Genomic DNA, 20,461 nt, shown 5'->3' on the forward strand with positions numbered 1-20,461 from the left:
AGTGGCAAAAGACACGAAAAACGCGTCACTTGGACGCGCTAATCAGACCCCTTTTTTAAAGGTTCGGGAGGGAATCAGAACGACCGACATGGCCGTGATAATCAGCGCAAGGGCTGTGAAATCTTGCCAGTGCGGCACTTCACCCAGCCAGAGGCTGCCACCAAATACGCCAACGACCGGAATCATCATGACCGACAGACTGGACGCGATGGGTGGAAGTGAAGACGCCAAGCTGAACCAGGCAACCTGACAAAAGGCAAACACGCCGATTGCGTTGTAAAAAATGGGCCACCATTGCTGAAAGCCGGAAGGCAAACCGTGGCTGGTTCCCTCCAGAATAAGGGCGGCCACAGCCATGCACACGATGGTGGGCAACAACATGGCATGGGTCAACGCCAGCGGGTGCAAACCTGTGGGGTAACGACGAATCAACACAGTACCCAGCCCCCACAACGCCGCGGCGGTGCACATGATCAACACCCCTTGGGGGCGACCTGCGATGGCTGAAAATTCAGACGACAACAACAGCAAGGCGGCCAACATGGCCAGGGCCAGCCCCACCCAGCCCCGCGCATTGACTTTATTGCCCCAGAAAAGCCCCGCAAGCACCGCCCACACCGGCATGGTGTAACCGAGGATGGCCGCACGACCCGAGCTGAGCTGACTGACCCCCACAATGCAGAACAAATGCCAGCCGACCATGTTGGGCAAAGCGAGCATCATGACCAAGGGAATTTTATCGCGCGGCACACGCAGACTGATTCGACTGGCGGCCGCGATGACCCACATGGCCACCATGCCCAAGATCATGCAGAACGTGCGAAAGCTGATGGGTGGGTAGTGACCCACCGCAAATTTCATGACTGGCCAGTTGGCACCCCACACCAGGGTGACCACGATCAGCAGTTGGACCTGGCGGCGAGTGAGATGAAACGAATGCATGATTGAAGCGGATTGAATTGAGGCATGAGTGTACGGCAAATGGTTGGTGATGGCCCTTCGGGTTTGCCCTTCTACGCGGATAGCCCATTCCGTCTGGCTTGGAGCGCACAACCCAGTCTGTCTTGCCCTTGAATTGCCCGAATCACTTTGAATTGCCTCTGGCCTGGGTGCTTGTTCCAAGCGCACTGCCCAGTCTGTCTTGCCCTTGAATTGCCCGAATCACTTTGAATTGCCTCTGGCCTGGGTGCTTGTTCCAAGCGCACTGCTCAGTCTGTCTTGCCCTTGAATTGCCCATTCAACTTGTAATTGCCTCTGGCCTTGGAAGCCCGAGCGACAACTCGCCCCGATAAAGCCGGGGCTCAGACAAGTCGCAGGTCGGGCATGTTCCAAGGCTGCGAGTCAACACAAGTGGGGCAATTCTTGAATCGGGCTTCGACAGACTGAGCAGTGCGCTTGGGGCAGACCGAGGCTTCGGTCAAAGTTGGTTAACAGTACGATGGCGGTGATGCTGAGTTGGTCGGCAGGTCGGCAGGTCGGCAGGTCGGCAGGTCGGCAGGTCGGCAGGTCGGCAGTTTGGTTCGAATCCCTGTGCCAATGTTCCGCGCTGTCAGGCTTTGCAGGTGGGTGTGTCACGCAGCGCGATTCAGGGTTGCCCGGCTGCTCGGAATCCGCAGCTTTGGAATATGCCCAACCTGCGACATGTTTGAGTGGCTTGCAAAGCCACGAGTTGTCGCTCGGGCTTCCAAAGCCAGGGTTCTGATCAGCGTCTTTGGGGGCAAACCAAGCGCAAGTGATATTCCCACCTGCAATAGCCGACTCAGTAACAACCAAGCGCAAGTGATATGCACACCTGCAATAGCCGACGCAACAACAACAGACTCGGCAAAGCACCACCAGCAGTCACACTGGCTGTACAATATGCCAACTCCAACGCCACCACTCTCACGTCTCAATGCCAGCCGACCGCTTCGCCCAATTCACCCGCTTCCAAGACCGCCTGATGCACAGCTGGACAAGCACACAATCCATGTTGTGCGTCGGCCTTGATCCGGACGTCGCGCGAATGCCCGCTGGCTACGGCACTACCCCTTCTGAGATTGAACGCTTCTGCCTGGAGATCATCAAGGCAACCGCTGAACACGCCTGTGCATTCAAACCGCAAATTGCCTACTTCGCGGCCAACCGGGCCGAGCAGGCGCTTGAAAACCTGATTGGCCACATGCACGAGCTTGCGCCCAATGCAACGGTCATTCTGGACGCCAAGCGGGGCGACATTGGGGCCACGGCCAAGCAATACGCGATTGAAGCGTTTGAGCGCTATCGCGCAGACTCGGTCACGCTGAGCCCCTACATGGGCAGCGATTCGGTCGAGCCCTACCACGCCTACCCAGACCGCGGCCTGTTTTTGCTGTGCCGCACGTCCAACCCTGGGGGCAACGACCTGCAATTCCTGAACACTGAGAAGGACGAGCCGCTTTACCAAGCCGTGGCCCGCATGGCGACCACCACCTGGAACCCGCATGGCCAGGCCGGTTTGGTGGTCGGTGCCACCTACCCTGAAGAGATCGGCCTGGTCCGCAAGGTGGCAGGTGACGCGCCACTGTTGGTGCCTGGCATCGGTGCCCAGGGCGGCGATTTGCCCAACACCGTGCAAAACGGACTGTGTTCAAAAGGATGGGGTTTGCTGATCAATTCGTCTCGCGCTATCTTGTACGCAGGCAGCGGTGCAGACTTTGCAACAGCAGCACAAAAAGAAGCCAAACGCACGCAAGATGCGATTCAATCCGCCAAAGGAGACATGATTGAAAATTCTTCTCGCCGAAGATGACCTGATTCTTTCTGAGGGGCTGGCCCAGTCCCTTCGCGCTGCGGGCTACGCGGTCGATTGCATGTTAAAGGGCAACGACGCCGACACGGCGCTGACCACCATGACTTACGACCTGCTGATTCTCGACCTGGGCTTGCCCAAAATGAGTGGTCTTGAAATATTGCGCAGGCTGCGCAGCCGCAACAATCACATGCCTGTGCTGATACTGACTGCGGCCGACAGCGTCGAACAGCGCGTGCAGGGGCTGGACGCAGGGGCCGACGACTACATGGCCAAACCGTTCGATCTTAAAGAGCTGGAGGCTCGGGTTCGCGCCCTGACCCGCCGGGGAAGCGGAGGCGGTGCCAGCATCTGGAAGCATGGCCCCTTGACCTTCGACCAAGTGGGGCGGATTGCCTACATCAACGAGGAAATGCTGGACTTGTCGGCACGCGAGGTAGGTTTGCTGGAAATTCTGCTGCAACGGGTGGGCCGCTTGGTCAGCAAAGAGCAATTTGTCGACCACCTGTGCGAATGGGGTGAAGAGGTCAGCAACAACGCCATTGAGGTGTACATTCACCGCCTTCGCAAAAAAATCGAAGTCAATGGCATTCGAATTGCCACTGTGCGTGGCTTGGGCTACTGCCTTGAAAAATACACCCAGAAAGAGCCGTCCGCCAATGCGCAGGAGTAACTGATTGCTGTGGTTCAAGCGCAACCCATTGACCTCTGGCAAACGCCAGCGCAGGTCATTGTTCGGCGAAATTCTCGACTGGATGCTTGCACCACTGCTGATACTGTGGCCCATGAGTATTGGGGTGACTTACCTGGTGGCCAAGTCGATTGCCAACGACCCCTTTGATCAAATTCTCGATGACAAAATCACGGCGCTGAGCCAGGAAGTGACAGCCCAGGCCGAAGCCCCTCACTTCAAACTGCCGAATCAGGCGCTGGATATTTTACAGGCCGATGGCGTGGACGATTTGCGCGTTCAGATCATCGGCAGGAATGGTGATTTCCTGATGGGCGACGAAAAAACGCTGCCCATTCCAGATCGGGAGCGCAACAAAATCGGCGTGGTGAATTTCAGGGATTTGGTGGTGAACGGCGAGGACTTTCGCGGGGGTTACCTGTGGATTGAACTGCCGATCGCCGGCGAAAAACGCTTTGTACTGGTTCAAATTGCAGAAACACTGGGCAAACGAGAAAATCTGGCCAATGAAATCATCAAAGGCGTGATTTTGCCGCAGTTCGTCATCCTGCCTCTGGCCGTGCTTTTGGTGTGGTTTGGCCTGTCGAGGGGCATTGCCCCATTGAACAGCCTGCTGGAGATTATTCGCAACCGCAAACCCGATGACCTGAGTGCGCTGGAGACCAAAGACACACCGGAAGAACTGTTGCCGGTGATCAGCGCCCTGAATGATCAGTTGGCCCGTCTGCAGCACACCATACAAACCCAAAAGCGCTTTGTGGCCGATGCGGCCCACCAACTTAAAACACCCTTGGCGGGGTTGCGCATGCAGGTGGAACTGCTGTCCGATGAAGACGACGCCGCCAACCGGCTACGCAGCCTGCGACGCCTCAAAGTGGGCACTGAACGCTCAACCCGGCTGGTGAACCAGTTGCTGGCGCTGGCCCGAACAGAGGCGCCTTCTGTGTTGCGGTTCGAGCAACTGGACTTGACCCAAATTGCGCGCTCGGTGACGCGTGATTTTGTGCCCGAGGCCATGAACAGACAAATCGATTTGGGTGTGGAAGTGCCCGATCACGCCGTGTTTGTGTACGGCCAAACCCTGATGCTGACCGAGATGCTGAAAAACCTGGTTGAAAATGCGCTACGCTACACTCCGGAAGGCGGTTGCGTGACCGTGCGTGTCGACGACAGCCGCCAACGAGAAACCACCGTACTCGAAGTGGAAGACGATGGCCCCGGCATACCGGAGTCGGAACGGACCTTGGTGTTCGACCGGTTTTACCGGGTGTTGGGCACCAGCGAGGACGGGTCTGGCCTTGGCTTGGCCATTGTGCAGGAAACGGCGCAGCAGCACGGTGCCACTGTCACCATACTGAACAACCCCAAATGCACCTCGCCAGACAGGCCTGGCACCGTATTGCGGGTGGGTTTTCCACCCACGCACATTCACCTTGAAGACTAAAAGCGAATGAAAGCAAAAGCGAACGACTGGCAAGCGCCAGAGGACGACAACGACAAACTGGCCAATCTGTGTGGCCCGGTGGACCGCAACCTGCGGCACATCGAAAGTGCATTGAACGTCAAGATTTCAAGGCGCGGCGCAAACCTGACCGTGCAAGGCGACAAAGAGCCCAGCAGACAGGCCATCACCCTGATCAATCACTTTTTTGGCAAAAGTGCGCAACCCGTGGGGCTGGATGCGATTGAACTGGCCCTGGTGGAGTTAAAAAACACCAACAGGCTGGCGGAAGAAAGCAAAGAATCGATACCCGAACTGGGCAAAGACGAAGGCGTGGTGCTGCGCATTAAAAAAGGCGACCTGTACCCCCGCACCGCCAGCCAGCGAACCTACCTTGAGAATATTCTGAGCCACGACCTGACTTTCGGCATTGGCCCAGCCGGTACGGGTAAAACTTTTCTGGCCGTGGCCTGCGCCATTGACGCGCTGGAACGCGACACCATCAAGAAAATCATTCTGACCCGCCCAGCGGTGGAAGCCGGCGAGCGCCTGGGATTTTTGCCGGGCGACCTGAGCCAAAAGGTGGACCCCTACCTGCGCCCGCTGTACGACGCGCTGCACGACCTGGCCGGTTACGACAAGGTGCAGAAACTGTTTGAGCGCAACGTCATCGAAATTGCCCCGCTGGCCTACATGCGCGGGCGCACGTTGAACCACGCTTTTGTCATTCTGGACGAGGCGCAAAACACCACGCCCGAGCAAATGAAGATGTTCCTGACCCGAATCGGCTTTGGCAGCAAGGCGGTGATTACTGGCGACGTTACACAAATTGACCTGCCACGTGGCCAGCAAAGCGGCCTGGTGCAGGCGCAACAGGTGCTGCGTGGGGTTGATGGCATTGCCGTGAATTACTTCAACAGCAGAGACGTGGTGCGCCACCCGCTGGTGGCCCGCATTGTGGACGCCTACGAGCGCTACAACAACCCGCAAAGCAGCCCCGACGAGGAGTAACCCCCTATGAGCACAAAACCCCAAGTCAGCGTGGCCATTCAGTGGGCCACCGAAGCCGACCACCCGCCCTTCTCCGAACTGAGCAATGCCCAAATACGCCGCTGGGTGCGCGCCTGCTTTGCCGACAGCGCAGACATCACGATTCGCATGGTGGGCGAAACCGAGGGTCGCCAGTTAAACAATGACTTCCGTGGCAAAGACTACGCCACCAATGTGTTGACCTTTCCCATGGAAATGCCATCGCTGGGCGCCGATTCTGGCCTGCCCACCTTCATGGCTGACATTGTGCTGTGCACAGCCGTGGTCGATAAAGAAGCGAAAGAGCAAGGCAAAAAGCCACTGGATCACTTTGCCCACCTGGTGGTGCACGGTTGCCTGCACGCCCAAGGCTATGTGCATGAGCTGGAATCGCAGGCCAGCCTGATGGAAAACAAAGAGATCGAAATTCTGAAACGTTTCAGGATTTCAAACCCTTACGTGCTTGAAGGCACAAAGTGAGACTTTTTTGTTGCAAAAGGTATTGACCAAAGCGGTCTTTTTGCTCATAATCGCGGTCTTTGGTTGACGGCGCAAGCCTGAAACTGATTGTGGGTCGTTAGCTCAGCTGGTAGAGCAGAGGACTTTTAATCCTTTGGTCGTGAGTTCGAATCTCGCACGACCCACCACAAATTCAAGGACTTAGATGCGCAAGTGTCTAAGTCCTTTTTCATTTCCGAGATGCGCCCGTTACCAATTAAAGTCATCTTTAATTGTTGTCATTGATATTAAAGGATGCTTTAATTAGACAATATTCCATCAAAGACTGCTTTCAATGACACGCACCACTGGGGCCTATTCAATTTCCACAACGCTGGGTGAATCAGTGCGTGCATTCGTGCCCAAGACCCTACCGCCCTCTGATCCGGTGATATCGCCCGAGGTGTTCACTGAACTGAATCGACAAGCCGAACTGGCGCTCGCTCGTTTGGCGGGCGTGTCTGGACTGGTGCCGTCGGTAGACTGGCTTTTGTATAGTGCAATTCGCAAAGAAGCACTGCTTACGTCGCAGATTGAGGGCACGCAGGCCACACTGACTGATCTTTTCGACGAGGAGGCGGGTTTCAAAGTCAGCAATACCGACGATGTAGAGGAGGTTACCAATTACCTCCGTGCTTTCCGCTGGACACAAGAGCAGCTGCGTGACCCCAAAGGACTGCCCATCAGCGTGAGGCTGTTGTGCGAAGCACACCGGCGCTTGCTTGATGGGGCCCGAGGTGCAGGCAAACAACCGGGACAGCTGCGCCAATCGCAAAACTGGATCGGTGGCACACGCCCTGGCAACGCGGTTTTCGTTCCACCACCGCCACAACATGTTCCCAGCTTGCTGGCCGATTTGGAACGGTTCATTCATGACAGAACCACGGAATTACCGCCGATGGTCAAGGTGGCTCTGGTTCATGCGCAGTTTGAAACCATTCACCCCTTCCTCGACGGCAATGGACGCATTGGTCGTCTGCTGATAGCAGCCTTGTTCGAGCATTGGGGCTTACTCTCTGAGCCACTGATGTACCTCAGTGGCTACCTGAAGCAGCATCAGGCGGAGTATTACCGCCGCCTGTCGGCTATTCGCACAGATGGCGATTGGGAGTCGTGGGTCAGATTCTTTCTGGAAGGCGTAGCAACAGCGGCGATTGATGCGGAAAAAAACATCATCTCGGTGGCCAGTCTGGTGTCTGCAGACCGAAAGCGCCTGTTGCAATCTACCAAGGCAGGCCCGGCGAGTTACCGACTATTTGAGATGCTGCCAATGATGCCACGCTTCACCATCGAACGCGTTCGACAGCAACTGGACACCAGCTTTCCGACGGCAACGGCAGCGGTCAAGGTATTGGAAGAATTGGAAATCGTGGCCGAGAGGACTGGCCAGAAAAAAAACCGGAGTTACAGCTACCAAGCCTACGTTGAACTGCTGTCTCAATGATCAAAATCGCCCCACCCCACATGAAAACCCTGCTGATCGTCTACCATTCCATGACCGGGGGCACTGCACAAATGGCGCAGGCTGCTTTGGAAGGGGCCCGCACGGAAACAGAGATTCAAACCACCCTGCTGCACGCCGACAATGCTGATGCGCAGGCCGTGTTGAAGGCGGATGGCTACCTGTTCATGACGCCGGAAAACCTGGCTGCTGTGTCTGGCCGGATGAAAGATTTTTTCGACCGGAGCTATTACGGTGTACTGGGGCGGATCAATGGGCGACCATTCGCGGTGGCGGTGTGCGCAGGCAGCGACGGCAGCAACGCGGTGCGGCAAATTCAGCGCATTGCCACAGGCTGGCGATTGAACGAGGTGGCCCCACCTTTGATTGTGTGCACGCATGCCCAAAGCACTGAGGTCATTCTTCAGGCCAAGCAAATTACAGATGCAGATTTGCAGCGCTGCCGCGAACTGGGCGAGGCGCTGGCATGCGGCTTGGCCGCTGGGGTGTTTTAGCCCCAGCAAGGCGCACGGCCCTATCTCAAGCCCAAGCCTTTGGCTTTCAGCGCACGCCTGCGCGCAATCGCCAAACCAATTTCACGCCAGTAATACAGAATGTAAGCCTTGAACAAGCCAGACTGATCGGGCATGGGGCGACCAGACGCGCACGCCACAATTTGTTGATAAAACCACGACACCGCGGCCTGAACATTCAAGGTTTTCATCAGGTTGTTCGATGAAAACGGCCCAAACCAGCCCCTGCCCAGGCGCAAATTGGCCTCGTATTCAGGCAGCTTGAACGTGGGGTTGGCCAGCAAACGGGTGCCTGCATCAGGCATGGCGCAAGTGGGCCGGGCAATGCCAATCACGTCCAATTGATTGGTGGCCAGTGCTTCGTCCATCACCGACCGTGAGCGAAACCCGCCTGTGATTGCCAATGGCATTTTGACCACATCGCGAATCTGTTTGGCGTAGTCGATGAAGTAGGCCTCGCGGGCCAGGGTGCTGTCCGACTTGCGGGTTGACCCATCCAGCAGCTTGAAGTCTTCGTAGGTGCCACCCGAAATTTCGAGCAGGTCCAGGCCCTCTTTGTCGAGCCACTGCGCCACTTGGCAAGATTCTTCAAGGCTGAAGCCGTTTTTGGAAAAATCAGCCGAATTCAATTTCACAGAGACCGGAAATTCAGGACCCACCGCCGCACGAACAGCCCGCACCGTTTCAAGCAGCAAACGGGCGCGGTTTTCGAGGCTGCCGCCCCATTCATCAGTGCGTTGGTTGGTGCGGGGCGACAAAAACTGGCTGATCAGGTAGCCGTGCGCGCCGTGAATTTGTACGCCGGTGAACCCGGTCGCTTTGGCCACTTTGGCCACATGGGCGTACTTGCCAATGATGGTTCGGATCTCATCGCCCTGAAGTGCCCGAGGGCGGCCAAACAGTCCGCCCACATTCAAGCCCACCTCGCTGGGCGCAACCGGGTTGCTGTTGGCAAACTTGGTGCACTGACGCCCCGGGTGGCTGATCTGCATCCACAACTGGTTGCCAGCCGCAGTGCCTGCTTTGGCCAGACTGGCCAATTCAGCTTCGCCGCCGTTGCCGTCAATCACGATGTTGCCGGCCCGTTCCAGGTAGCGGTAATCCACCATCACATTGCCGGTTACAAGCGTGCCCACGCCCCCTTCGGCCCAACGGCGGTAAAGCGTGGCGTGCGCCTCAGTGGCGTGGCCAAGCGGGGTGGCCAAACCCTCGGTCATGGCCGATTTGAACAAGCGGTTGGGCAGGGTCACGCCACAGGGCAGCGTGATCGGGTCGTTGATGGTGGTCATTTATCGATATCCTCCGTCGGCCATCACCACCTGCCCCATCAGGTAGGGCATGGTTAACAAGTGCAGTGCGCAGTGGGCCATTTCATCGGGCTCGGCCCAGCGTTTCATCCAGATTTTTGCAGATTCTTTTTCACGCACGTCGGGCGGCAGTGTGGCGTTCAAATCGGTGTTGATCCAGCCGGGTGCCAGGCCGTTGATGCAGATTTGATCCTCGGACAGTTTTTCAGCGGCCACGCGCACAAACAGGTTGTTGGCAGCCTTGGACGCATCGTAATGGGCAGACACAGGGTCCCAACTGTTGATGCCGTTGGTGGATGTCACCAGCAGTATTTTTCCACGGAAATCGCCCCGCACCGGGTTGTTTTTCATGGCCAATGCGGCGTATTTGGTCACCAGAAAGCTGCCAGTGGCGTTGGTGTTTTGCACCTGATCCCACTCGGCCTGGGTTTGATCAAAAAACTCGGTGTTGGGAGAAATGCCCGCGCTGTGAATCACGTGGTCAATCTGAATGCCCGCTTGGGCGATTGCCGCAAAAAACGCGCTGACCGACGCCTCTTGCCCTACTTCACAAGGAAAAGCCTTGACGTCAATCGCAGAATTGATCGCCTTCAAATGGGCAATTGCCTGTTGGGTTTTCTCGGGTTTTCGACTGGCAGACACCAGCACATTGCCCCCTGCCTTGGCCACTGCGGATGCACAACTGAGGCCGATGCCGCTTGCACCCCCTGTAATCACCGTTCAACTGCCAGAAAAATCAAATTTCACAGACACCATGGGCTTCTCCACACGTTAGGATTGGTGGGCTACAACGTATCAGTTTAAACACGCAAAGTATAGCCACCCCTAAACGGGGTCAACGTGGGTCATCATGTTCAGCACCGGGTGTTTTTCAAGCACGCGGCGGCGTGCCTCCAGGGCGATGTCGTGGCCCTCTTGCACACTCAATTGACCGTCTACTTCCAAGTGTGCGTCCACCAGCAACAGGTCGCCCGTTTTGCGGGTGCGAAGATCATGCACACCAAGAATGCCGGGTGTAGCCAGAATTTCTTGACGAATATTTTCGGTTTCTTCTTCGGTGGCCGACCGGTCGGTCAGGTCATGAATGGCGTCCCAAGAGAAGCTCCAACCCATTTTGCCAACCATCAACCCTACCACAAGCGCGGCCACAGGGTCCAGCAAAGGCAAGCCGAGCAAGTTGCCGCCAATACCAATGGCCACCACCAGCGAAGACGCGGCGTCAGAACGCGCGTGCCAGGCATTGGCAACCAGCATGCTGGACTTCACCTTCTGGGCCACTGCCAACATGTACCGAAACAGCGTTTCCTTGGTCACAAGCGCACCCAAAGCCACCCACAAGGCAATGGGTTTCACGGCGACGATGGTTTCAGTGGCGTGCAGTTTGCTGACAGCCGACCACACCATGCCAACGGCCACGGCCAGCAACAACAAGCCCAACACCAGTGAGGCCGCATTTTCATAGCGGTAATGGCCGTAATGGTGGTCGTCATCGGCCTCTTTGCTGCTGTGGCGCGCAGCCAGAAGCACCACAAAATCGGCCAGTAAATCAGACAGGGAATGAATGCCATCGGCCACCAAACCTTGCGAGCCCGCCACCAAACCCACAGCCACCTGTGTCGTGGTCAAGCCCAAATTGGCGGCCACACTGACCCAAGTGCTTTTTTGAACAGCTTTCTGTTTTTCGTCGGTTTGGTCCTCTTCGGACCAGTCTTGAATGTCTTGCATGGTTGGGAGCTACTCGCCTTTGGATGAATTGCGGGTGGATTTTTCGCCAATATACAGCGCGCGTCTGTCCGATCTTCAAAGTCGCTGTGATGTCTTTACAAATCCATAAGAATCTTTACACAAAGCAATGGGGTAACCCGGTCAACTGCCATGAATAGGCCCCCGTTAATGCAGCATGTCGGCCGACTAGCAATGTCAACAACACACTTTGTAAGGACTCACACCATGTACAAGACCGTTATCGCATTGGCCATTGCCGCCACCGGCATCACCTCCGCTTTTGCCCAAACTCCCGATGTGGCCAAAGACAACGCACAGATTCGCCACGAACACCGTGAAGTCAACCGTGACAACCGCACCATCAACCACGACAAAAACCGAATCCACCACGACCAGAACAAGTTGAAAGAAGAGCGCACAGAGCGCAACGCCGCTGCACATCAGGAAAAGGCCGATTTGAAAGCCGGAAACGTGGAAGGCGCCCAGCAGGCTGAAGCCAAGCGAGACCAGGAAAACCACGAAATCAATGGACTCAAGCGCAATGAGCGCCATGCGCACCGACAGGCGAACGCAGCACGCCGGGATCGAACCCATGAGCACCATGAGTTGAACAATGTACGCAAAGACAAGAAGGAAGACCTTCAGAAACCAGCAGGCGATGCCTCTTAAGTGTTGCGCGTGGCGGCCTTTGTGTTGCGCCACACACGCGCATAAACCCACAGGTTAAAGCCGATCAAGATCAAGCCCAGTGCGAATTGCACTTCACGGGTCAAACCGGCGGGGTAAATCAGCCCAATCAGGTAATGCTGAATGAACCCGTCGGTGTACCCCGCCTGCCCCGCTGCATTTCTCAAGGTGTTCTCAAGTTCGGTCAGTGGGCAGGCGTGATTCGTGAATTCAACAAAAAGCCCCCAGCTTAATGCAGGCAGGTGCACGTAAATCCAACGCCTGTGTCGCAAGGCCAGCACTGCACCAAATCCCACAAAGACGATGAACAGAAAGTGAAGCAACACCACGGCCTGACTGGCTAGCCAATACAACACAGCACTATTTCCTCACGCTTTGTTGGTTGGCCCATTTGCGGTACTTGCCGGTTTGGCGATTGGTTAAAAATTGCTGCAAAGCCAGCGCCCAGGCGGGGTTGACTTGTGGGTTGGGCAGCAGTCCTTTGCTCATTCTTCTCAATTGATATTTGACCATGGCCATCACGCCCAGCGAGGCCAGGGTTTTGTTGTTCCAGGTGATGGGTCGCATTTCAGGCACAGGGTCTTCGCCCCGCTTCCAGGCATTGGGCAAATTAGGGTTAATGGCCAAGGCCGTGCCCATGCCCACCATGTCGATGCCGCTGTTCAGCACTTCTTGGGCAACGGCCAGTCGGCGAATACCCCCTGTGACCATCAAGGGCACCGTGGCCACCTTGGCAATCTCGCGGGCAAATTCCAGAAAATAGGCCTCGCGGGCCAGGGTTCGGCCATCCCGAGACTGACCTTGCATGGCAGGGGCCTCGTAGCTGCCACCGGACAATTCGATCAAATCCACCTTCATGTCATTCAGCATCTTGACCACCTCGGCTGCGTCTTGCTCGCTGAAACCGCCCCGCTGAAAATCGGCGGAATTCAATTTGACCGCCACGGCAAAACCGGGGCGGACCACTGTTCTGATTTCACGAACAATGTTCAACAACAACCTGGACCGGTTTTCTAGAGAGCCACCCCATTCGTCGTCTCGGTGGTTGGAGATGGGCGAGAGAAACTGGCTCAGCAGGTAACCGTGCGCAGCATGCACTTGCACCCCGTCAAAGCCTGCAGCCTCTGCCAGCTTCGCGGTGTTGACGAAGCGGCGCTGAATGTCCGCAATGTCGTCTGCGCTCATGGCTTTGGGCACCCAAAACCGCTTGGAGAACTTGCCCATGTCGAGCGCCACCGCCGAGGGTGCCAGCGTGGGCTGCCCCAGGTTGAGCTGCATTTGACGTCCGGGGTGATTGATCTGCATCCAGATTTTGGCCCCCCCAGCCTTGGCGGTGTCGGCCCACACTTTGAAGCGCGGCAGATGCGCGTCGCTGTCCAAAACCACGCCACCAGGGCCTGTCATGGCCGTGGGGCTGACCATCACGTTGCCGGTGAGCATCAAACCCACGCCGCCAACAGCCCAAGCCTTGTAAAGCTTCAGCAATTCGTCAGATGGCAAATGCTGCGCATCGGCCATGTTTTCTTCCATGGCGGCCTTGGCAACGCGATTGGGGATGCTTGTGCCATTGGGCAGGTGCAAGGGTTCAAAAAGCATGGTTCTTCCCTGTGGGTTTCGTCATTGGTGTTGAATTTACCTGAATTGGCGCATTTAAACTGAACGTCAGACTCAAGAAGAAAACAACATCAATATTGTGTGGGCAACCATGACAGTCGGAGACAACATCAAAACCATTTTCATCACGGGCGCCAGCCGTGGCATAGGCCGTGAAATCGCGCTGAAATTCGCACGTGAAGGCGCACGCATTGCGATTGCCGCCAAGTCCAGCGAACCCAATCCGAAATTGCCAGGCACCATTCACTCCGTGGCACGTGAAATTGAATAAGCAGGCGGAGAGGCCCTGCCCATTGCAACCGACGCCCGAAGTGAAGAAGCCTTGCAGGCGGCCATTTCCGCCACGCTGGACAAATGGGGGGGTCTGGATGTGCTGATTAACAACGCCGGTTTTTTGGGGGTCACGCCATTGGCCGCCACTGAAACCAAAAAATTCGACCTGATGCACGCGCTGAACACCCGGGCACCGCTGATTACAATGCGAAGCTGCTTTGAAGCCCTGAAACTCAGCAAAGGCACGGTGCTGAACCTGTGCCCGCCCCTGAACCTGGACCCGGGCTGGCTGGGGGCATTTGTGCCTTACACCACCACAAAGTACGGCATGACCTTACTGAGCATGGGCTTTCAGGAAGAAGTGAAAAAGACGGGTATTGCAGTGAAAACGCTGTGGCCCGCCACATTGATCGCAACTGCGGCAGTGGGCATGGTGGCAGGCGAACAAGGCCTGGCTATGTCCAGAAAGCCTACGATTATGGCCGATGCCGCCCACGCGCTGATCAAGCAGCGTGACCGGTTTGCCGAAAAAGTAAGTTGGCTGGATGAAGAAGTGCTCGGCCTGCTGGGTGAGACTGACTTCACGAAATACGCGAATGTGCCGGCCAATGCCGCGCACATTCAACGTGACTTCTACATCGGCAAATTTTAGTGGCCTGAGTGACGAGAGACTTTAGTGGCGGATGAGGTGGTCAAACGCGGCCAACGCTGCCTTTGAACCTTCACCCATGGCGATGATGATTTGCTTGTAAGGCGCGGTGGTGCAGTCGCCTGCCGCAAACACGCCGTCCAGGCTGGTTTTGCCGTGGGCATCCACTTCAACCTCGCCCCGTGGGCTGAGTGCCACCGTGCCCTTCAGCCAGTCGGTGTTGGGCAGCAGGCCAATTTGCACAAAAATGCCTTCCAGCTCAACGGTGTGGGTTTCATCCGTTGTGCGGTCGCGGTACACCAGGCCGTTGACCTTGGTGCCATCGCCGGTCACCTCGGTGGTTAGCGCATTCAAAATCACCTTGACGTTGGGCAGGCTGTTCAGCTTGTTTTGCAGCACAGCGTCTGCACGCAGTTTGCTGTCAAATTCAAACAGGGTGACATGGCTCACAATGCCAGCCAGGTCGATGGCGGCCTCAACACCGCTGTTGCCACCGCCGATGACTGCCACGCGTTTGCCCTTGTAAAGGGGGCCATCGCAATGGGGGCAATACGCCACACCTTTGTTGCGGTATTCCGCTTCGCCGGGCACATTCATTTCGCGCCAGCGCGCTCCGGTGCTCAAAATCACGGTTTTACTGGTCAGCTTGGCACCGTTTTCCAGCGTTACAGCCAGTTTGCCGTCGTCTGTGCGGGCCAGTGCATTGGCCTTTTGCAAATTCATGATGTCCACGTCGTAGGTCTTGACGTGTTCTTCCAGATGGGCCACCAGTTTGGGGCCTTCTGTTTCCTTCACCGAAATGAAGTTTTCAATGCTGAGCGTGTCCAAAACCTGGCCGCCGAATCGTTCGGTCAACACGCCGGTTTTCACGCCCTTGCGAGCGGCGTACACGGCTGCGGCTGCGCCAGCAGGGCCACCGCCCACAATCAGCACATCAAACTCGCCTTTGGCGTTCAACTTCTCAGCGTCTTTTTCGGCGGCATTGGTGTCAAGCCTTGCCACAATTTCTTCCAGCAGCATGCGGCCTGAACCAAACAATTCGCCGGCCTGATCAAACACGGCGGGCACAGCCATCACTTTGCGCTCTTCCACCAGGCTCTGGAACATGCCACCGTCAATCATGACGTGGCTGAATGCCGGGTTGAGCGCTGCAATGGTGTTGAAGGCTTGAACCACGTCGGGGCAGTTGTGGCAACTCAGCGAGATCACGGTTTCAAAATGACCGCCCTGTGCGGGTGCTTTCAAGCCTTTGATTTGTTCGATGACTTCCGGGGCCACCTTGGGTGGATGCCCACCCACGTGCAACAGCGCCAGCAGCAAGGATGTGAATTCATGCCCCATGGGCAACCCGGCAAAACGCACGCGCCCTGCTTCACCAGCCTTGGCCACGGCAAACGAGGGGCGCACTGCGTGGTCGCCATCCAGCTTGACTGTCACCTTGTCTGAACATTCCGCAATCTCCAGCACCAGCGCTTCCATGTCGCGGCCTTTGGCGCTGTTGTCGAGCGAAGCCACCAACTCAATGGGGTGACGAAGCATTTGCAGGTAGGTTTTCAGTTGCTGTTTGATGTTGGCGTCTAGCATGAGGGCACTCCGGGGGTACTGCGGGGGAATTTGGTTTGAAACAGGCCGCCGCATTGGGGCAGCGGCCTTTTCAGTGCATTGACGGTTAAACCGCGCAATGATTACAGCTTGCCAACCAGGTCCAGTGAAGGAGTCAGGGCGGCGTCGCCTTCTTTCCACTTGGCTGGGCAAGCCTGGCCTGGGTTTTTGGCGATGTACTGGGCAGCCTGGATCTTGCGTTTCAGTTCAGATGCGTCACGGCCGATGCCCAGGTCATGCACTTCCATGACTTTGATGATGCCGTTGGGGTCCATCACGAAAGTGGCGCGCAGTGCCAAACCTTCTTCTTCAATCATCACGCCGAAGTTGCGTGTGATCTGGCCTGTGGGGTCGCCGATCATTGGGAAACGCACTTTGGCGATTGTTTCTGTGGCGTCGGCCCAGGCTTTGTGCACAAAGTGGGTGTCTGTAGACACGGAAAACACTTCCACGCCCATGGCTTTCAGTTCTTCGTACTGGTCAGCCAGGTCGCCCAGTTCAGTGGGGCACACGAATGTGAAGTCGGCTGGGTAAAAGAAGAACACGGACCACTTGCCCTTGACATCTGCTTCGGTCAGATTGATTTCTTTGCCGTTGCAGTAAGCAGTGGCCTTGAAGGGTTTGATTTCTGTGTTGATCAATGACATGTTGCTGCTTCCTATTGCGAAACGAAGTTCAATAAATTTGAGAAATCGAAGTGTACCCAATGTCGTCTTGATCGTGAAATTTAATTATGAAATTGAACAAATAAATTTTTGCTATCATTGGGTCACAATCCGGAAACAAACCCAAAACCTGCATGAACCACACCCCAAAACCCAGCGCAGCCATCATCGGCGGCGGCCCGGCAGGCCTGATGGCGGCTGAAGTGCTTGCCATGGCCGGTGTACAAGTGGATGTGTACGACGCCATGCCGTCTGTGGGCCGCAAATTCTTGTTGGCAGGTATTGGCGGCCTGAACATCACCCACAGCGAAGAGTTCAGTCTGTTTTGCAGCCGCTATGGTGAACAACAAAGCGACTTGCAAACGTGTTTGGATGCTTTCACACCCATGCAGCTGTGCAACTGGATTCACGACCTGGGGGTGGACACTTTTGTAGGCTCGTCAGGGCGGGTTTTTCCGACGGAAATGAAAGCGGCCCCACTGCTGCGCGCCTGGTTGCATCGCCTGCGCAGCCATGGGGTTCGAATTCATGTGCGCACGCGCTGGCTGGGTTGGCACGCGGAGGGTGGTTTGCGCATGTCGGGCCCCGAAGGTGAATATCGCATCCACCCGCAAGCCACCGTGTTTGCGCTGGGTGGTGCAAGCTGGCCCAAGCTGGGTTCAGACGGCAGCTGGAAACCATTGTTTGAAGCCCAAGGCGTCAACGTAGCGTCGCTTGAAAGCGCCAATTGTGGCTTTGAAGTGCACTGGAGCGACTACCTGCGGGAACGTTACGCGGGCACCCCCCTGAAAAACATCGCCATGCAAGTTCAAGGCCCCGACGGGCAGTTGCACCACAAAGCGGGAGAAGCGCTGCTGAGTGCCCATGGTCTGGAAGGCAGCCTGGTTTACGCCTTTTCAAGAACCATTCGACATACCATTGCACAGCAAGGCCAAGCCACTGTGTGGCTCGACTTGTTGCCCAATACGTCACGCGACAAAATTCTTCACGAACTCATCCGCAAGCGCGCGGGCCATTCACTGCCACATGTGCTGAAAACCAAACTCGGCATATCCGGCGTGAAACTGGCGCTGGTTCACGAACACCTGGGTAAAGTGCAGACTGAGGATCAAGCCACACTGGCAGACACCTTGAAAGCACTGCCAATTACTTTGACCACGCCCCGCCCCATTGCAGAGGCCATCAGCACGGCAGGCGGTGTTCGGTTCGACAATCTGAACCCTCACTTCATGTTAAAGAACCAGCCCGGTCACTTTGTGGCCGGTGAAATGCTGGATTGGGATGCCCCAACCGGCGGATACCTGTTGACTGCTTGCTTGGCCACAGGGCTCGCCGCTGGCAAGGGTGCGCTGCAGTGGATCAAGCAGTCTGCAAACTGAAATTGCGGGCCAGGGCTTCAGCCACTTCAATGCCGTCCACACCGGCCGACAAAATACCCCCGGCGTAGCTGGCACCCTCACCCGCCGGGTACAGCCCTTTCACGTTCAGGCTTTGATAATCCTCACCACGTGGAATGCGCACGGGCGATGAAGTTCGCGTCTCAACCCCGGTCAACACGGCGTCGCGCAAATCAAAGCCTTTGATTTTTTTACCGAATGCGGGCAAAGCCTCGCGCATGGCCGTGATGGCGTATTCTGGCAAGGCGTCAGCCAGATCGGTTAGATGCACCCCTGGCTTGTACGAGGGAATGACCGACCCGAATTCGGTGGACGCCCTGCCCGCGATGAAGTCGCCCACCAACTGGCCAGGTGCTTCATAATTGCTGCCCCCCATGACGAACGCATTCGATTCAAGCCTGCGCTGAAAGTCCACGCCTGCCAGCGGGCCGCCCGGATAATCGGCGGGTGAAATGCCGACCACAATGCCTGCATTGGCATTGCGCTCATTGCGCGAATATTGGCTCATGCCATTGGTGACCACGCGATTCGTCTCCGACGTGGCCGCCACCACGGTGCCACCCGGGCACATGCAAAAGCTGTACACAGACCTGCCGTTGCTGGCGTGGTGCACCAGTTTGTAATCTGCAGCCCCCAGCAAGGGGTGGCCTGCGTGCTGGCCCAAGCGGGCCCGATCGATCAGACTTTGCGGGTGCTCAATGCGAAAGCCCACTGAAAAAGGCTTGGCGTCCATGCGCACACCGCGCTGGTGCAAAATCGCAAAGGTGTCGCGTGAACTGTGTCCCAGGGCCAGCACCACATGGTCTGCACGCAACTCGTAACTGCTGCCGTCTTGCTGGTTTTGCACGGTCAGCCCGCGAATGTGGCCGTCTTCAATGTGAAAGTCAGTCACGCGTTGCTGAAAGCGGATTTCTCCACCCATGGCGATGATTTGCTCGCGCATGTTTTCAACCACCTTCACCAGGCGGAAAGTGCCAATGTGCGGTTTGCTGACCAGCAGAATTTCCTCTGGGGCACCCGCCTTCACGAATTCAGTCATTACCTTTCGACCCAAAAAGCGAGGGTCTTTGATTTGGCTGTACAGCTTGCCGTCTGAAAAGGTGCCTGCACCGCCTTCGCCAAACTGCACATTCGATTCAGGGTTCAGCACCTTTTTACGCCACAGGCCCCAAGTGTCTTTCGTGCGTTCACGCACGGGCTTGCCACGTTCCAGCACAATCGGCTTAAAACCCATCTGCGCCAGCACCAGCGCTGCAAAAATACCGCAAGGGCCAAAGCCGATCACCACGGGTCGCACCTCGGGCGCAGTCGCCAGCTGGGTCACAAGCCGATAAGCCATGTCGGGTGCGGGGCGAATGTGGGGGTTCGTGCTGAATTTTTTCAGCAGGCGCGCCTCCAGCTGGGCACTGGCCAGCGCCACATCGGCAATGTAAACCAACATCAGCTTTTGCTTGCGGGCGTCGTAACTGCGTTTGTACACCGTGAAGGTGTGAAGGTCAGTCGGGGCAATGCCTAGCGTCTTGACGATCAGGGCGGGCAAGGCGTCTTCGGGGTGGTCAAGCGGCAGCTTGAGTTCGGACAAGCGAATCATGGGGGCGGGTACCTTGCGGATCTGTTTTTCGGATCTAAGGGCGCATTTTATGCGTTTGCCCAACTTATTGCGAGTGCAGCGTACCCGCAAACAACCCAGGCGGTTTGCAACTGTCGAATTCATAGTCCACACACACCTTTACAAGTTCCAACCACTCCATAGAGTGACCTGTTAGCCACTCGTTAATAGCGTGGGTATCATCTTCGTCATTCAACACCGAGCACCGTTCAAGAATGATATCCGCATACGAGCTTTCCCTCTTGAAACAGAAATGTATTCAATACGAGGACAATGTGCCTTGGCTGTATTTGGATGTGAACGGCAATGTGACCATCGGCATTGGACACCTTGTGGCGAATGAACGTCTTGCGTGCGGAATTGACTTCTCAAGCAATAACGAAAAGCCTGCTACAAACGATGAAATCACGGAAGCTTTTAAAGCAATAAAGAAATGTCAATTTGGACAAAATTATCCGGCCAGCTGACCTTGCCCCTGAAAGATGGACTCGTTAACTGGAGTGTTTTTATACTTTGGTTAAAGGAGAAAT

Annotated in this window: 19 protein-coding genes, 1 tRNA gene and 1 pseudogene; 12 read left to right on the top strand and 9 right to left on the bottom strand. The window is 56.3% G+C overall.

Annotated features, from left to right (window positions below):
* Positions 1-42: 42 nt before the first annotated feature.
* A complete protein-coding gene (locus QQJ87_RS10200; RefSeq protein ID WP_284281595.1) occupies positions 43-942 on the bottom strand; it encodes a DMT family transporter in 900 nt (299 codons plus the stop codon).
* A 952-nt stretch (positions 943-1,894) separates the two neighbouring features.
* On the opposite strand from QQJ87_RS10200, the gene pyrF reads away from it, so the two are divergent.
* The 8 genes from pyrF to QQJ87_RS10240 all read left to right on the top strand — a co-directional run bounded on the left by pyrF (position 1,895) and on the right by QQJ87_RS10240 (position 8,385).
* On the top strand, positions 1,895-2,770 hold the full coding sequence (pyrF, locus tag QQJ87_RS10205; protein WP_284281596.1) for an orotidine-5'-phosphate decarboxylase: 876 nt from the start codon (positions 1,895-1,897) through the stop codon (positions 2,768-2,770).
* Entirely contained in the window at positions 2,745-3,443 is a 699-nt protein-coding gene (locus QQJ87_RS10210; RefSeq protein WP_284281597.1) for a response regulator, read from the top strand. The genes pyrF and QQJ87_RS10210 overlap by 26 nt, the downstream gene beginning before the upstream one ends.
* A gap of 4 nt (positions 3,444-3,447) precedes the next feature.
* Entirely contained in the window at positions 3,448-4,905 is a 1,458-nt protein-coding gene (locus tag QQJ87_RS10215; protein ID WP_284281598.1) for a sensor histidine kinase N-terminal domain-containing protein, read from the top strand.
* 6 nt (positions 4,906-4,911) lie between these two features.
* Complete coding sequence (locus QQJ87_RS10220; protein WP_284281599.1) at positions 4,912-5,913, top strand: PhoH family protein; 1,002 nt, start codon at positions 4,912-4,914, stop codon at positions 5,911-5,913.
* Between the two features lie 6 nt (positions 5,914-5,919).
* Positions 5,920-6,411, top strand: a complete 492-nt coding sequence (gene ybeY / locus QQJ87_RS10225) for an rRNA maturation RNase YbeY (RefSeq protein WP_284281600.1) — start codon at positions 5,920-5,922, stop codon at positions 6,409-6,411.
* Positions 6,412-6,502: 91 nt separating this feature from the next.
* Positions 6,503-6,578: transfer RNA gene (locus QQJ87_RS10230), tRNA-Lys, on the top strand.
* A 146-nt stretch (positions 6,579-6,724) separates the two neighbouring features.
* Positions 6,725-7,873, top strand: coding sequence for a Fic family protein (locus QQJ87_RS10235; RefSeq protein WP_284281601.1), 1,149 nt, complete (start codon positions 6,725-6,727; stop codon positions 7,871-7,873).
* Positions 7,870-8,385 carry a flavodoxin family protein gene (locus QQJ87_RS10240; protein ID WP_284281602.1) on the top strand — a complete coding sequence of 172 codons (516 nt, stop codon included), beginning with the start codon at positions 7,870-7,872 and terminating at the stop codon, positions 8,383-8,385. The genes QQJ87_RS10235 and QQJ87_RS10240 overlap by 4 nt, the downstream gene beginning before the upstream one ends.
* Positions 8,386-8,405: 20 nt before the next feature.
* On the opposite strand, the gene QQJ87_RS10245 is transcribed toward QQJ87_RS10240, so the two are convergent.
* From QQJ87_RS10245 to QQJ87_RS10255, 3 genes are all read right to left on the bottom strand, one after another.
* The gene (locus QQJ87_RS10245) at positions 8,406-9,692 is read right to left on the bottom strand and encodes an NADH:flavin oxidoreductase/NADH oxidase family protein (RefSeq protein ID WP_284281603.1); all 1,287 of its coding nucleotides are present in this window, start codon (positions 9,690-9,692) and stop codon (positions 8,406-8,408) included.
* On the bottom strand, positions 9,693-10,427 hold the full coding sequence (locus QQJ87_RS10250; RefSeq protein ID WP_284281604.1) for an SDR family NAD(P)-dependent oxidoreductase: 735 nt from the start codon (positions 10,425-10,427) through the stop codon (positions 9,693-9,695).
* A 108-nt stretch (positions 10,428-10,535) separates the two neighbouring features.
* Positions 10,536-11,435 carry a cation diffusion facilitator family transporter gene (locus QQJ87_RS10255; RefSeq protein ID WP_284281605.1) on the bottom strand — a complete coding sequence of 300 codons (900 nt, stop codon included), beginning with the start codon at positions 11,433-11,435 and terminating at the stop codon, positions 10,536-10,538.
* Positions 11,436-11,660: 225 nt separating this feature from the next.
* Here QQJ87_RS10255 and QQJ87_RS10260 point away from each other — a divergent pair, with 225 nt between their 5' ends.
* Complete coding sequence (locus QQJ87_RS10260) at positions 11,661-12,104, top strand: hypothetical protein (protein WP_284281606.1); 444 nt, start codon at positions 11,661-11,663, stop codon at positions 12,102-12,104.
* Here QQJ87_RS10260 and QQJ87_RS10265 read toward each other — a convergent pair.
* Both QQJ87_RS10265 and QQJ87_RS10270 read right to left on the bottom strand, forming a co-directional pair.
* Positions 12,101-12,478 (bottom strand): DUF2784 domain-containing protein, encoded by a 378-nt coding sequence (locus QQJ87_RS10265; RefSeq protein WP_284281607.1) that lies wholly within the window; start codon positions 12,476-12,478, stop codon positions 12,101-12,103. The genes QQJ87_RS10260 and QQJ87_RS10265 overlap by 4 nt on opposite strands.
* Before the next feature lie 4 nt (positions 12,479-12,482).
* On the bottom strand, positions 12,483-13,718 hold the full coding sequence (locus QQJ87_RS10270) for an NADH:flavin oxidoreductase/NADH oxidase family protein (protein ID WP_284281608.1): 1,236 nt from the start codon (positions 13,716-13,718) through the stop codon (positions 12,483-12,485).
* A 109-nt stretch (positions 13,719-13,827) separates the two neighbouring features.
* Between QQJ87_RS10270 and QQJ87_RS10275 the strand changes: the two are divergent.
* Positions 13,828-14,661, top strand: a pseudogene (locus tag QQJ87_RS10275) (SDR family oxidoreductase).
* 21 nt (positions 14,662-14,682) lie between these two features.
* Here QQJ87_RS10275 and ahpF read toward each other — a convergent pair.
* Positions 14,683-16,242, bottom strand: a complete 1,560-nt coding sequence (gene ahpF / locus QQJ87_RS10280; protein ID WP_284281609.1) for an alkyl hydroperoxide reductase subunit F — start codon at positions 16,240-16,242, stop codon at positions 14,683-14,685.
* A 101-nt stretch (positions 16,243-16,343) separates the two neighbouring features.
* Positions 16,344-16,907, bottom strand: a complete 564-nt coding sequence (gene ahpC, locus QQJ87_RS10285; protein WP_284281611.1) for an alkyl hydroperoxide reductase subunit C — start codon at positions 16,905-16,907, stop codon at positions 16,344-16,346.
* Positions 16,908-17,059: 152 nt separating this feature from the next.
* On the opposite strand from ahpC, the gene QQJ87_RS10290 reads away from it, so the two are divergent.
* A complete protein-coding gene (locus QQJ87_RS10290) occupies positions 17,060-18,304 on the top strand; it encodes a TIGR03862 family flavoprotein (protein ID WP_284281613.1) in 1,245 nt (414 codons plus the stop codon).
* Here QQJ87_RS10290 and QQJ87_RS10295 read toward each other — a convergent pair.
* A complete protein-coding gene (locus QQJ87_RS10295) occupies positions 18,285-19,913 on the bottom strand; it encodes an NAD(P)/FAD-dependent oxidoreductase (RefSeq protein ID WP_284281614.1) in 1,629 nt (542 codons plus the stop codon). The two genes, QQJ87_RS10290 and QQJ87_RS10295, sit on opposite strands and share 20 nt — an antisense overlap.
* Before the next feature lie 233 nt (positions 19,914-20,146).
* Between QQJ87_RS10295 and QQJ87_RS10300 the strand changes: the two genes are divergently transcribed.
* The gene (locus QQJ87_RS10300) at positions 20,147-20,398 is read left to right on the top strand and encodes a hypothetical protein (RefSeq protein WP_284281615.1); all 252 of its coding nucleotides are present in this window, start codon (positions 20,147-20,149) and stop codon (positions 20,396-20,398) included.
* Positions 20,399-20,461: the final 63 nt, after the last annotated feature.

It is taken from the genome of Limnobacter litoralis, from assembly GCF_030160455.1.
Lineage (GTDB): Bacteria > Pseudomonadota > Gammaproteobacteria > Burkholderiales > Burkholderiaceae_B > Limnobacter > Limnobacter litoralis.